Origin of the sequence: Flagellimonas taeanensis (assembly GCF_003584105.1) — a bacterium.
GTDB classification, from domain to species: Bacteria; Bacteroidota; Bacteroidia; order Flavobacteriales; family Flavobacteriaceae; genus Flagellimonas; species Flagellimonas taeanensis.
In genome coordinates, this window is sequence record NZ_QXFO01000022.1 from 265,392 (window position 1) to 279,085 (window position 13,694).

The window sequence follows — 13,694 nt, forward strand, 5'->3', positions numbered from 1 at the left end:
AAAAGGGAACTAGCAGTATAAGTACACAGTATAAAGATCAAACGGATTTTTTCCAAAACTCCGCTAAAAACTGTTCCTGCGGACCAATTTGTAGTCACACTTGATTTTCTTCAAGGATTTTTCCAAGATCATCTTTCCAGCCAGTTCCCCCATCTGTTGGAAGTTGGTGGAAAGGGCGGTCAGGCCATCAAGGATGATCTCATTGATCGGGGAGTCGTTATAGGAGATGATCCCTATGTTCTTCCCGATGACATAGTCCTTGGATTTGGCCACCCGTGCCAGTTCGATCAATTCCTCGTCCAACTGTCCATTGAGGATAAGGAAGGCCTCATTCTCTCGGATTTTGGAGGGAACGATCTCTTGGTGCATTTCATAGGGGACCCCATAATCTTGGCAAAACTTTTTGATGCCCTTCTGGATCTGCGGGGCATAGAGACTTCCCGCCATGGAGATGACATTGAGTTTTTTGAATTTCTTGAGGGTGTCCAGCCCCTGTAAAAGACCCAAATAGGTATCCTCTTCATAGTCTTGGTAAATGGAACCAAAATTACCGGGCAGGTGCTCCAGATTGTGGTCCAATAGGATGAGCTTTCGGTTCGGTATCCTGCCCACTATGGACAGTACTTTTTTTTGGATCTTGTCCGTTAAGGGGAAGTGGGGGGTGATCACATAGTAGTCGTAATGATCAAGCCCATCCTCCAAAAGCTCTTCGAAGGCCACAATGTCCTGGTTATGTAGCCTGATGACAATTTCTGCGGTAGTGCCCAATTCCTTGACAAAGGCATTGAACATTTCCTGTTTGTAGGTACCCAATTTATCAAACAACAGGAGAATCTTGATCTTGCCGTTCCCGTTGTTGGTGACATAGTAGCCCTTTCCGTGTGCGGATTCCAAAACCCCTCTTTTCCGCAATAGGGAATAGGCTTTTTTTACGGTTTCCTTGGAGATGTCCAGTTCGGCGGCCAAATCGTTCAGGGAGGGCAAAAAGTCGCCCGATTTATAGATGCCGCTCTCGATTAAGTACTGAATGTTGTTGACCAGCTGTTTGTAAAAGGGTTCATTGGAATCTAAAAGGATTTCTATCTGAGACTTCATATTATCGATTGTTGCATTTTGATGCTCATATTATCAATATCAAGCAAATTATGACTTTAATATTTGAATAATTAATATTTTCATTTATATTTGACACCACACTACACCACAGCACTGGTATAGTACAAATTAACTAAAGGTCTTGGACCGACCATTACAAACACAAAAAGTATGAAAAAATTAGTAGAACTATCAAACACAATCGGTTTTATTGGCTGTTGCCGGACCGTTGTGTCTTGTCTTGTTGTTGTACTGTTCTCCAGTTGGAGCCTTGTTGCCCAGGCACAGGTGAGCGGTACGGTGACCGACAACACTGGCTTACCCATGATCGGTGCCACCGTTCTGGTCAAGGGTACCACCCAAGGGACCGTCACCGATTTTGATGGAAAGTACAGCATCCAAGCAGGACCGGCCGATGTTTTGGTCTTCAGTTTTGTGGGCTTCCTTAAAACGGAAAGGACTGTCGGTGACCAAACTGTGGTCGATGTGGTCTTGGAAGTGGACTCACAACAACTCGATGAAGTGGTGTTGGTAGGTTATGGAACCCAAAAGAAGAGTGATCTTTCAGGAAGTGTGGCCTCCATCAAGGAGGACGAGATCAAAAGTTTTCCGGTGGCATCCGCAGAACAGACCCTTCAGGGTAAGGTATCCGGAGTACAGATCATCCAATCCAATGCCGCTCCCGGTGGGGCGGCCACGGTACGTATCCGGGGCGGGAACTCGGTATTGGGCAGCAGTGAGCCCCTCTATGTCATTGATGGGTATCCTGTCAGTACCACAGGCTCCGATGCAGGTGGAGTCCAGCCTCCCAGTATCCTTTCCTCCATCAACCCGGAGGATATCACCTCCATTGAGGTGCTCAAGGATGCTTCCGCTACCGCTATATATGGGGCTAGGGGTGCCAATGGGGTAATCATCATTTCCACCAAGCGTGGTACGATGGGCAAACCTTCGGTTTCCTTTCAGACCTATGCGGGCATGCAGACCGTTCGGGAAAAGCTCGACCTGATGAATGCCCAGGAATATATGGCCCTCTATAATGAAAAGGCAACCAATTTGGGCCAGACCCTTCCCTATCCTACAGGGGTGGACTATGTGGCCACCGATTGGCAGGACGAGATCTTTCGCACTGCGCCCATTCAAAACTATGCCCTATCCATCAATGGTGGAGGGGAGAGCAATAAGTATTTTGTTTCCATGAACTATTTTGATCAGGCAGGGATTGTCAAGAATACCGGTTTTGATCGTGGTTCCATCCGTTTGAACCTGGACAACCAGATCAATGACTTTTTCAAGTTGTCCACCAGTGTGACCGTCAGCAAATCCAACAACAATAGGTCACGCAACGATTTGGGCTATGCCTCCGGAGTCATTCTCAATGCTTTGGTGGCACCGCCAACGGCGCCGGTGTACAATCCCGATGGATCTTATTATGACCTGGCCGGTAACCCGACCGCGGATCCGGCACTGGACAATCCCGTGGCCGTGGTCAATGAATATTCCAATCTGTCCACGACCAAGCGATTCTTGGGAAATGTGAACGCGGAACTTTCCCTTCTGGAAGGGCTTAAGTTCAATTTACGGATGGGGACCGATATGTTGGGCACCAAGGTATCCACCTATGTGGGGTCGGCCCTGAAGACCAGCCCCGGGGGGATTGCCTCCCTGTACCATCAGGACATTGAAAACTATCTCTTGGAAGGTATATTTTCCTATAGCAAGACCTTTAATGAGAGCCACAACCTCTCCGCTACGGTGGGGTATACCTATCAGAATGAGATCATGGAATCCTCATCCCAACGCAGTGAGACCTTTATCACCGATTTTTTTGGGACGGACAACCTAGGGGCAGGCAGTGTTACTGCACCCAATTCAAGCTATAAGGAAGAAAGCGAATTGCTCTCGTATCTGGCCAGGGTCAACTATGGGTACAAGGGCAGGTACCTGCTGACAGCGACCTTTAGGGCCGATGGGTCTTCCCGGTTCGGGGCAGGGAACAAATGGGGCTACTTCCCATCCTTTGCCGCGGCCTGGCGTATTTCCTCAGAACCCTTTATGCAAGGGCAAGAGCTTTTTTCGGAACTTAAGCTACGCAGCAGTTATGGCCTCACAGGAAACCAGGAAATCGGGTCGTACAATTCCTTGGCCCGATTGAACACCACCCGTTCCATCTTGGGAGAGGGACAAAACCTGGTGATCGGGTTCAAGCCCGGAAACATTGCAAATCCCGATCTGAAGTGGGAGACCACCTACCAATTTGATGCGGGACTGGACATGGGCTTCCTTCAGGGAAGGATCGATCTGACTCTGGATTACTATCGCAAGGATACCAAGGATTTACTTTCCCTGGTCCCCATTGCTGCTTCCTCCGGGTTTTCGGAGATTCTTCTCAATAGCGGGCAGATCCGTAACGAAGGCTTTGAAGTGGGCTTCAATTTCAAGGATATCCTCAAATCGGACTTTCAATGGGACCTTGGGGGCAATGTCTCCTATAATAAGAACACGGTGGTGCAGTTGGCATTGCCCAATGGTGAGTTTCTTTCCCCTAGTTTGGGTAGTCCCATTTCGGCCTCGGTCAATATCATCAGGGAAGGTGAACCCCTTGCGGCATTTTATGGATACGTGGAGGATGGCCTATGGGATGCCGATCAAGGTAGTGGGAGCATACAGCCCGGAGCCTCGGCCGGTAGTATTCGGTACAAGGACCTGAACGGGGATGGAACGATCAATGACCTGGACAGAACCATATTGGGCAGTCCCTTTCCCAGTTATTCCTTTGGACTGAACAGTAATATGAACTACAAGAACTTTGATTTTTCCTTGCAGTTCCAAGGCGTGGCCGATGTGGAGCTCTTCAATGGGATGCAGTTCTGGATTGCTGATGTAGGGGCCAGGAACGGGAATCAATTGCAGGAAGTCACTGATAGGTGGTCACCGGACAATCCCAATGTAGATGCCCGTTATCCGAGGGCGTCCAATACGGCCCTAAGGGTTTCCGACCGTCATGTGGAGGATGCCTCCTATGTCCGATTGCGAAATGTAGTGCTGGGGTATACCGTGCCCTTGGATAAGGCCATTGTCAATTCCCTCAGGATCTATGTCAGTGGACAGAACCTCTGGACCTTGACCGATTACAAAGGGTATGATCCCGAGATCAGCTCCACCTCCGGGTTGGACCTGCGCAAAGGCATCGATTATGGGGCCTATCCCAATAGCAAGACCATCTTGGTCGGGATGAACATTAATTTCTAAGAAGATAAAACAGCAGTTATGAAACAATACAAAAGCTATTTCCGTACATGCCAGATCATTGTGGCTACCCTGGTAGTGGGGCTGGTCGCGAGCTGTTCCGATTTGGAGGAAAAACCCTATTCCTTTATCAGTAGTGAGAACTTTTACCAAACTGAGGAAGATGCCCTTGCGGCACTCAATGCTGCATATGCGGTATATCCGGTACTCTATGAGGCATCCACCATGTTCACCGTTACCGAATTGCCGGCGGACAATGTGACCATCCATAGGAATGCGACCTTTATCGGTCTGGACGATTGGACCATTCCGGCGGATCATCCCTTTGTGACCAATTTCTGGAATGCCAACTATAGGCTGATCAGTGCCGCCAATATCGTCTTGGGAAGGGTACCCCAGATCGAAATGGACCAAGGGACCAGGAACGAGATCTTGGCAGAGGCCCATTTTATCCGTGCCCATGCCTATTTCACCTTGGTGCGCCTTTTTGGTTCCGTCCCCATGCATACCGAAGAGTTGCAGGGACAGGATGGCATCTCCAAGCCAAAATCCCCCGTGGATGACATCTATGGGTTGATCATCGATGACCTGACCACGGCCTCTGCTGGGCTACCGGTGTCCAGGGATGCCTCGCAGTTCGGAAGGGCGACCCGAGGGGCTGCCCTGGCCATGCTTTCCTGGGTGCATTTGACCACCAACGAATTTGAGCTGGCAAGGGATTATGCCAATGATGTGATGGAATTGGGCCGTTACGAGCTATTGGATGATTTTGTCCAAGTGTTCGATCAAAACAATGAGACCAATAATGAGATCATATTCAGTGTACAATATGATGGGGCCATTGTCGGGAGTAACCTTGCTTCTTTCTGTCATGCCTTTGGTCCTTCCAATCCGTTGTGTTTTAGTGGAGTGCAAGTCTTTCAGGTAGATGAACAATCGCCCATGTGGACCGAAAGGGACTTTGGCGTCTATCGTACCGCAAATACTGTTTACGACGAATTGGTGCTGGAAGATGGGGAACTGCACAGTGTCTATGATACCAGCAGGCCGTACCCCGCATTCAGGAAATACATAGCCATAGGAGAGACTGGCCAGTCAAACTGTCCGTTGAACCCTATTGTACTGAGATATGCGGATATATTGTTTATGTATGCGGAGGCTGATAATGAATTGAATGGCCCTACCACGGAGACCTTGGAGATGGTCAACCAGATCATACGTCGTGCCCATAACCTACCCTTGGACCAAGCTTCGGCATTCGATATCGATCCAGGCATAAGCCAAACGGATTTCAAGCAGGTCATTGTGGAGCAACGGAACCTTGAGTTTGTGATGGAAGGAAAACGCATCTATGACCTCTTGCGTCTCAATATCTTTAAATCTACCTTACAGGACCTTGGCAAACCGGCCACGGCAGGGGACCTATTCCCCATACCACAAGCTGAGATTAATGCCAATGACGCCCTGACCCAGGAAGATCAAAATCCGGGGTATTGATTTGGGACGTAAAACAATGGGCCTAAGGGTAAAACATAACTATAATTACGAAAAACAATTTTCATGAAGACACATATCCTAGTAGCACTAACCTTTCTGTTCAGTCCTTTCTTCCCCTTGGATTCCGGGGAAGTTAAGGACGGGACGGAACCTTTGGAAAAGGAGTCCCCCATCATCACCAGGACTATCGATGTGACCAAGACCTTTCGGGAATTTCCCGATTTGGCCGGCTATTGGAACACCTCGGTCCAAAAGGCACCTGCCCCCGTGGTGGCCCAAGTGGCCGAAAAACACCTGGGCAAGGCCAAGATTACCCGATGCTGGTTGAACTTGGATGAAATGTGGGATTACCGGGACCGGGAATTCGAATACGATTTCAAACTGGGTGTGGACAAATACAAGGAAATAGGGGAAAAGTTCCGCGAATCCTGGGACTGGCAGGTGGAATCCCCATCTACTTTTTATCAGTATATGGATGCCTTTTCCGGGAGCAGTGAGGAGATCATGCTCACGATCCGCAGGTATGAAAGGGATGTGCTGGACGGAAAGCTTCCCATTTCCCTGGAGGATTGGAAAATGGTCTTTAAGAAGGGCCTCAAGCACTACAAACAGAAATACCCCAATATCCGCTATGTGGAAGTAGGGAACGAATATGCAGGAAAGTCCTTTATGGACGGTACGGCTGAGGAATATTTCACTTTTTATCGATTGGGGAGCCAGGCGGTTGCCGAGATCAATAGCGAACTCGGCCTTACAGGGGACGACCGAATACTGGTCGGTGGACCTGTGGTGACGGGCCATATCTTGGACAAGATCGATAAGTTTTTGGGATTCTATGCCCAAGAGCCCAAATCCAATAGGGTCCTAGACTTTATAGCATGGCATGACTACCATAAGAACATAGAGACTTCATATGACCGACAGGCCGAGCTGGAAGGATTGTTGGAAAAGCATGGGCTACCCACAGACCTTCCCCTTTTTATGACGGAGCACGACCCTTACCATTACAGCGACGATAAACCGGAATACCATTTCCAGAATGCGGCCTATTTGCCCAAGTCCCTGTATTTCACCAGTCTTAAAAGCCCAAGGGTGAAGATCTTTCCATGGGTGCTGTTCCATAACCGTGAGATCCAGACCAAGTTCATGTGGTTTTCCGGTCCCAACGAAGTGGATACCAAGGAAGCAGAGATATCAACACTGCCCTTGGGCTATTCCATGCAGTTCTTAAGCATGTTGAAGGGCAGGGAAGTGGAAGTGAACAATATCGTGGATGGTAAGGACATGGTTCTTGCCACGGTGGAGAAGGACCGCATGGTCGTGGAAGCGATCAACTATGCGGGGGAGCGCAAGGTGGACTTAAGGCTGAAAAATCTGTTCGCTGCATTTCCCGATAAGAAGGGAAAACAGGTGCAGCTCAAGACCTATGTGATCGACAGTGTCCATAACAATACCTTGGAAAAGGATGCCAAAGGCGTTTCCCTTCAACCACTGAGTGTACAGGAAATCACCCTTACCGATGAACTGGCCCTGACCTATGAGGGCTTAGAAGATAAGGGTATGGTCCTTTGGGAATTGGTATACTAAAAGTAGACCAATCCCATTACGGATGGAAATGGGATTGGTCATGAAGGATTTCCATCCAGGGTCTATGGACCACTAATTCGTAGGAAGATGGTTTTTGGAAAAGGAAAAAACTATAAATGGGAAGTGTTGGGATTGCTATGGATGGCCTTCCTGCTCAACCAAGCCGATCGTCAGGTCTTCAATGTACTGTTGCCCCTGATCAAATCCGATCTTGGACTTTCCGATGTACAGGTGGGGACCATTGCAACGGTGTTCAATCTGGTCTATGCTTTTCTGGTACCCTTCGCTGGCTACGCTGGAGATGTGTTCAGCCGAAAGTGGATTGTGACCATTAGCATTGTGTTTTGGAGCATTGCCACCATGTTCACGGGATTGACTAGTACAGTCTTCATGTTGATCATCATGAGGAGCATAGCCACGGGAGGGGGAGAGGCCTTTTTTGGTCCCGCAAATTACACCCTGCTCGCGGCCTATCATACCAAGACCAGGGCCTTGGCGATGTCCATCCACCAAACCTCCTATTATGTTGGCATCATCCTATGTGGTTATGTGGCCGGTTATTTGGGAGAACACTACGGTTGGCGCAGTGCGTTTTACCTGTTCGGAGGCCTTGGTGTGGTTCATGGACTGGTCATGGCCTTTCGGTTGAAGGATAAAAAACCGGTCCCCAAACCTGGGGAGGTGAAAGAGAAAATCAAATTCCTTGAAGGGCTACGAGTGTTGTTCCGTACCCCTACCGCCCTGATCTTGACCATTGGGTTCAGTGGGTTGATATTTGTTTTGGTAGGCTATTTGACCTGGACGCCAACCTATCTCTACGAAAGGTTCAGTATGAGTTTGACCAATGCCGGGTTCCATTCCATGTTCTACACCCATTTGTTCGCCTTCATCGGTATCTTGGTAGCTGGTAGGTTGTCCGATGCCGTATCCCGAAAGAACCCTGCCAATCGTTTATTGCTACAGGCTTTGGGACTTTTGGTGGCGGCACCCTTTATCCTGATGATGGGAGTGTCCTCCAGTCTGCCGCTGATCTATATCGGCTTTGCCGGTTTTGGGTTTGGAAGGGCCTTTTTTGATGCCAATACCTATGCGGTGCTCTACGATGTAATCCCGGAAAAATACCAATCCTCGGCATCGGGGGTAATGATGATGACGGGATTTGGAGTGGGTTCCTTGTCCTCCATCCTTTTGGGGTACCTCAAACCCATCATAGGCCTATCAATGGGAATTTCTTCCTTGGCCATCATATGGGTAGCCTGCGGCATCCTATTCCTGGTAGGCTATAAATACTATTACATGAAAGATTATAATCGAATTCATAATACGGAGGTAACCCCCGATTAAGGGTACCATTACAAACAGCATATTAATGAGATTTAAAGATAAAGTGGTCCTGGTGACCGGGGCAACAAAGAACACAGGGGTCGGTATTGCTGCCTTCTTCATAAAGGAAGGGGCCAAGGTCTGTATCAACGGGCATTCCCCCAAAAGTTTGGAAAGAGGGGCAGACGAACTAAGGGCCATGGGACTCGAAGGTTTTGACCAGTTTGCCGCTGATATATCCAAGGAGGAGCAGGTGTCTGCAATGTTCGACTATATCAAGGTGACCTTTGGGAGACTAGATATTTTGATCAACAATGCGGCACAGCAAGGCCTTGGATCGACCTTTGATTCCATGACCTCCGATGACTTTTTAAAGGTGATCATGGTCAATGTGTTTGGCACTTTCCAAGTATCCCAACAGGCTGCCCAGCTGATGGAACGCCAAGAGGGGAAAGGGGTGATCATCAATCTGGGCTCCAATGTGTCCACAAGGGCTATCCATAACCGTACGGCCTATGTGACCAGTAAGGGGGCCATCGACGCCCTTACCCGTTCCATGGCCATCGATTTGGCCGGGAAAGGGATTCGGGTCAATACAGTGGCCCCTGGCTATATCCATACCGACCGCTGGAAGGTGTTGCCCAATGCCGAGGCCACACGAAGACGGATGAACGTACCCCTCCATCAAGAGGCTACCATGACGGACATTTCCGCTGCTGTGGCTTTCCTGGCCTCCGATGAGGCCAAGAACATCACGGGGGAGCGATTGGTTGTGGACGGTGGATGCAGTGCACAGCATCTGCCCATGGATATTGATGTGTAGGCCATGCAGACCGACACTTCCATATGGGCAAGCTGGTTGGGACAGGCCGGGTTTATCCTGGAGTTCCAAGGGACACGTTTGTTGATAGATCCCTTCCTGAGCGATATAGTTGAAATTCGTCAGGGGCTCAAAAGGTTAATGCCCCCGCCCCTGGAAATCCATGAGCTACGACCAGATCATATCTTTATCACCCATGACCATTTGGACCATTTGGATCCCAAGGCCCTGCCCGAGATCCATGAACACTATCCCGAGGCAATGATCATTGGTCCTTCAAGTGTGGTATTGAAGGCCAAGGAATTGGGTATGGATGCTTCCAAACTTTTTGAAGTGTTCCCAGGGGAGCGACACCGCTTTGGAGCCATGGAACTGAAAATAGTGCCGGCCTATCACTCGGATCCCTTTTCTGTGGGGTGTATCCTCGGACTGGGGAACAAACAACTCTATATCAGTGGGGATACCTTGTCCCCGATGGGGTTTTGTGAGGAAATCCAAGGGTTGGCCGACGGTGCTGTGCATGGGGTGATGATCTGCATCAACGGAAAGCTTGGAAACATGGACTGGACAGCGGCCGCCGCACTGGTCCAGTGTTTGCAACCGACCTTGGCCTTGCCCATGCACTATGGCATGTTCAAGGAAAACACGGTGGACCCCCAGCCCTTTATCGAAAGCTGTAGGGATATGGGTGTAGGTTCCTTTGAACTATTGCCCGGCAAACGAACAAAATTGATTTTATGAAGATTACCAAAATTAATACCTATATCTGCCATGCCTATCGGACCAATTGGGTGTTCGTCCGCGTGGAAACCAATGTGCCCGGGCTCTACGGTGTGGGGGAGGCCACTCTGGAATATAAAGAGCATACCGTAGCCATGGCCTGTCAGGAACTGGAGCGCGATTTTGTGGGCCATGACCCCCATAACATAGAAGCGTTCTTCCATTTGGCCTATCGCAATGCCTATTGGCGTGGTGGTCCTGTATTGATGAGTGCGATTTCTGCCATTGAAATGGCCCTTTGGGACATCAAAGGTAAGGATTTGGGAGTGCCGGTCTACCAGTTGTTGGGTGGCAAGCTAAGGGACGCCGTTCCCTGTTATGCCAATGGTTGGTTTGCGTCGGCCAAAAGCCCGGATGAGTTTGCGGAGATGGCCAAGAAAGCCGTTGAACAAGGCTTCACCGCGCTCAAATGGGATCCCTTTGGTTCCGCCTATCTCCAGATAGATAGAAAAGGAATGGACCATGCCCTGTCCTGTGTCGCAGCAGTATGTGATGCCATACAGGACAAGGCGGATGTCATTATCGAGGCCCATGGGCGTTTTGATGTGCCCACGGCCATACGGTTGGGACATGCCTTGGAAGCCTTTGATGTCCTTTGGTTCGAGGAGCCCATACCTCCCCAGAACCTGGAAGGGTTGGCCGAAGTAAAAAGGCGTATCAAAGTCCCGATCTCTGGAGGGGAACGCTTGTACAACAAATGGGAGTACAAAACCCTGTTCGACCTTAAGGCAGTGGACTATATCCAACCCGATGTTAGCCATGCAGGAGGGATCATGGAACTCAAGAAAATTGCGGCCATGGCCGAGGCGAACCATATTCCCTTTTGCCCGCACAATCCAAGTGGACCGGTGGCCAATGCGGCCACCTTGCAATTGGCGGCCTGTGTGCCCAATTTCTTTTTGTTGGAGACCATGAGTAGTGATGTCCCTTGGCGAAGGGAAATCTGTGACGAGGAAGTGGTCTTTACCGAAGGAAAGATGGGAATCCCTGACAAACCAGGACTTGGGATTGATATTTTCCCGGAGCAGATGGAAAAGTATCCCTACAAGGCGGTGGGCTTACGACATTATAAGAACACTTTGACCGATATCAGACCGGAAGGTGCCATATCCTATTTTAAAAATTGAACCGAAACCAATGTTTTGTAATCTTCAAATTCGCTTGAAAGCAATCTAACATGGCCCAAAGTTTCGATACCCGATACCCCTCTGTTGACGATCTAAGGGAAAAAGCCAAAAAAAGAATTCCCCGTTTTGCTTTTGAATATTTGGACGGAGGCTGTAATGAGGATATTAATATTAAAAGGAATACCATCGAGATACGGGACATTACCTTAAAACCCACCTACATCAAGGATTTTAAGTCGGCATCCATAAAAACGACACTGTTCGGGGAAACATACGATGCCCCTTTTGGGGTGGCACCCGTGGGCCTGCAGGGCTTAATGTGGCCCAATTCCCCCGAGATCTTGGCCAAGGCCGCCAATAAGCACAATGTGCCCTTCATTCTGAGTACAGTGACCACCATGGACATCGAACGGGCCAGTGAACTTACCGAGGGCAAGGCCTGGTTCCAACTGTACAACCCGGCAGAGGATGCAGTAAGAAATGATATTTTGGACAGAGCAGGGGCCGCTGGTTGTCCTGTATTGGTGTTACTATGCGATGTACCTACTTTTGGTTACAGACCTTGGGATTTTAAAAATGGTCTGGCCCTCCCGCCAAAAATGACGCTGGCAAACATGCTACAGGTCTTGGGCAGGCCCAGTTGGGCCATGCAGACCTTGAAATATGGCATTCCTACCTTTGAAACCCTGCGCCCCTATACCCCAGAGGGCCTCAACCTGAAACAATTGGGCAAGTTCATGGACAAGACCTTTTCTGGTCGATTGAACGAGGAGCGCATCAAACCCATTCGTGATAAATGGAAGGGGAAATTGGTGCTTAAAGGAGTGGCATCTGAAGAAGATACCGAACAGGCCATCCGTTTGGGATTTGATGGTATTATCGTCTCCAACCACGGAGGAAGGCAATTGGATGCAGGGGAATCCACCATAGCACCTTTAACTAGAATCGCCGCCAAATACAAAGATCAAATTACAATAATGATGGACAGTGGTATGCGTTCAGGGCCGGATATGGCACGTTCCCTTGCTCGGGGAGCGGAATTCACCTTTATGGGCCGCTCCTTCATGTACGGGGCAGCTGCCTTGGGAAAGAAGGGTGGCGACCATACTATGACCATCCTCAAGGTACAGCTCCAACAGATCATGGATCAATTGGGTTGTACGCAGATTAAAGATTTACAACAACATCTAACGAACTAGGAAATTGAAAAATACAGAAATGAAAAGAGTGGTAACGTTCGGGGAGATCATGCTGCGCCTTTCGCCGGAGGGCTTCCTGCGCTTCTCCCAGGCCAACAGTTTTGAAGTGGTGTATGGAGGAGGGGAATCCAATGTGGCAGTCTCCTTGGCCAATTATGGGGTCCCGGTGGACTTTGTGACCCGTCTCCCGAAGAACGACATCGGGGAATGCGCACTGATGGAGCTGCGCAAGCGCGGTGTGGGCACGGACAAGATCATCCATGGGGGCGACCGATTGGGAATCTATTTTTTGGAGACCGGGGCAGTGAGCCGTGGCAGCAAGGTGGTCTATGACCGGGCACACTCCGCCATGGCGGAGATCGGTCCGGGCATGGTGGACTGGGAAAAGGTGTTCGAAGGTGCCGGATGGTTCCACTGGACGGGGATCACCCCCGCAATATCACAGGGAGCGGCAGATGCCTGTCTGGAGGCCGTGAAGGCGGCCAGCGAGAAAGGGATCACCATCTCGACGGACCTGAACTACCGTGCCAAGCTCTGGAAGTACTGTGACGATGCGAAGCGTGAGCAGATCATGTCGGAATTAACCTCATACTGCGATGTGGTACTGGGCAATGAGGAAGATGCGGAGAAGCACTTTGGCATCAAGCCGGCGGGACTGGACATCACCACCCAGGGCGACCATGTGGAAGCGGCGGCGTTCCTGTCGGTCTGCAAGCAGATGATGGAAAAATTTCCCAGGGCAAAGAAGGTGATCACCACCCTGAGAGGATCCATAAGCGCCTCGCACAACACCTGGGCAGGGGTACTGTACGATGGCAAGAAGATGTACGAGACCCGCCAGTACCAGATCACGGACATCGTGGACCGAGTGGGCGGAGGGGACAGCTTCATGGGCGGCCTCATCTATGGATTGATGGAATACGAGGGGGACGACCAAAAGGCACTCGACTTTGCAGTGGCGGCCTCCTGTCTGAAGCATACCATCAAAGGGGATGCGAACCTGGTGACGGTGGACGA

10 protein-coding genes are annotated in these 13,694 nt (G+C 49.8%); 9 read left to right on the top strand and 1 reads right to left on the bottom strand.

Annotated features, from left to right (window positions below):
* Positions 1–63 precede the first annotated feature (63 nt).
* A complete protein-coding gene (locus tag D2V93_RS11415; protein ID WP_119619589.1) occupies positions 64–1,095 on the bottom strand; it encodes a GntR family transcriptional regulator in 1,032 nt (343 codons plus the stop codon).
* 171 nt (positions 1,096–1,266) lie between these two features.
* Here D2V93_RS11415 and D2V93_RS11420 point away from each other — a divergent pair, with 171 nt between their 5' ends.
* From D2V93_RS11420 to D2V93_RS11460, 9 genes are all read left to right on the top strand, one after another.
* On the top strand, positions 1,267–4,347 hold the full coding sequence (locus D2V93_RS11420) for a SusC/RagA family TonB-linked outer membrane protein (protein WP_119619590.1): 3,081 nt from the start codon (positions 1,267–1,269) through the stop codon (positions 4,345–4,347).
* A gap of 18 nt (positions 4,348–4,365) precedes the next feature.
* Positions 4,366–5,841: a RagB/SusD family nutrient uptake outer membrane protein gene (locus D2V93_RS11425; RefSeq protein ID WP_119619591.1), complete on the top strand. Its 1,476-nt coding sequence runs from the start codon at positions 4,366–4,368 to the stop codon at positions 5,839–5,841.
* 63 nt (positions 5,842–5,904) lie between these two features.
* Complete coding sequence (locus D2V93_RS11430; protein WP_119619592.1) at positions 5,905–7,428, top strand: GH39 family glycosyl hydrolase; 1,524 nt, start codon at positions 5,905–5,907, stop codon at positions 7,426–7,428.
* Positions 7,429–7,515: 87 nt separating this feature from the next.
* The gene (locus D2V93_RS11435; RefSeq protein WP_119619593.1) at positions 7,516–8,772 is read left to right on the top strand and encodes an MFS transporter; all 1,257 of its coding nucleotides are present in this window, start codon (positions 7,516–7,518) and stop codon (positions 8,770–8,772) included.
* Positions 8,773–8,797: 25 nt separating this feature from the next.
* The gene (locus D2V93_RS11440) at positions 8,798–9,574 is read left to right on the top strand and encodes an SDR family NAD(P)-dependent oxidoreductase (protein WP_119619594.1); all 777 of its coding nucleotides are present in this window, start codon (positions 8,798–8,800) and stop codon (positions 9,572–9,574) included.
* Positions 9,575–9,577: 3 nt separating this feature from the next.
* Positions 9,578–10,312: an MBL fold metallo-hydrolase gene (locus tag D2V93_RS11445; protein ID WP_119619595.1), complete on the top strand. Its 735-nt coding sequence runs from the start codon at positions 9,578–9,580 to the stop codon at positions 10,310–10,312.
* The gene (gene dgoD, locus D2V93_RS11450) at positions 10,309–11,478 is read left to right on the top strand and encodes a galactonate dehydratase (RefSeq protein ID WP_119619596.1); all 1,170 of its coding nucleotides are present in this window, start codon (positions 10,309–10,311) and stop codon (positions 11,476–11,478) included. Before D2V93_RS11445 ends, dgoD begins: the two co-directional genes overlap by 4 nt.
* Before the next feature lie 50 nt (positions 11,479–11,528).
* Positions 11,529–12,677, top strand: coding sequence for an alpha-hydroxy acid oxidase (locus tag D2V93_RS11455; RefSeq protein WP_119619597.1), 1,149 nt, complete (start codon positions 11,529–11,531; stop codon positions 12,675–12,677).
* Positions 12,678–12,696: 19 nt separating this feature from the next.
* Positions 12,697–13,694 (top strand): sugar kinase (locus D2V93_RS11460; RefSeq protein ID WP_147377402.1); only part of this gene is annotated, 998 nt, incomplete at its 3' end.

Excerpts from the sequence above, each read along its gene's own strand:
- D2V93_RS11415 (WP_119619589.1), bottom strand. The coding sequence starts at position 1,095 with ATGAAGTCTCAGATAGAAATCCTTTTAGATTCCAATGAACCCTTTTAC.
- D2V93_RS11420 (WP_119619590.1), top strand. The coding sequence starts at position 1,267 with ATGAAAAAATTAGTAGAACTATCAAACACAATCGGTTTTATTGGCTGT.
- D2V93_RS11425 (WP_119619591.1), top strand. The coding sequence starts at position 4,366 with ATGAAACAATACAAAAGCTATTTCCGTACATGCCAGATCATTGTGGCT.
- D2V93_RS11430 (WP_119619592.1), top strand. The coding sequence starts at position 5,905 with ATGAAGACACATATCCTAGTAGCACTAACCTTTCTGTTCAGTCCTTTC.
- D2V93_RS11435 (WP_119619593.1), top strand. The coding sequence starts at position 7,516 with ATGGTTTTTGGAAAAGGAAAAAACTATAAATGGGAAGTGTTGGGATTG.
- D2V93_RS11440 (WP_119619594.1), top strand. The coding sequence starts at position 8,798 with ATGAGATTTAAAGATAAAGTGGTCCTGGTGACCGGGGCAACAAAGAAC.
- D2V93_RS11445 (WP_119619595.1), top strand. The coding sequence starts at position 9,578 with ATGCAGACCGACACTTCCATATGGGCAAGCTGGTTGGGACAGGCCGGG.
- dgoD (WP_119619596.1), top strand. The coding sequence starts at position 10,309 with ATGAAGATTACCAAAATTAATACCTATATCTGCCATGCCTATCGGACC.
- D2V93_RS11455 (WP_119619597.1), top strand. The coding sequence starts at position 11,529 with ATGGCCCAAAGTTTCGATACCCGATACCCCTCTGTTGACGATCTAAGG.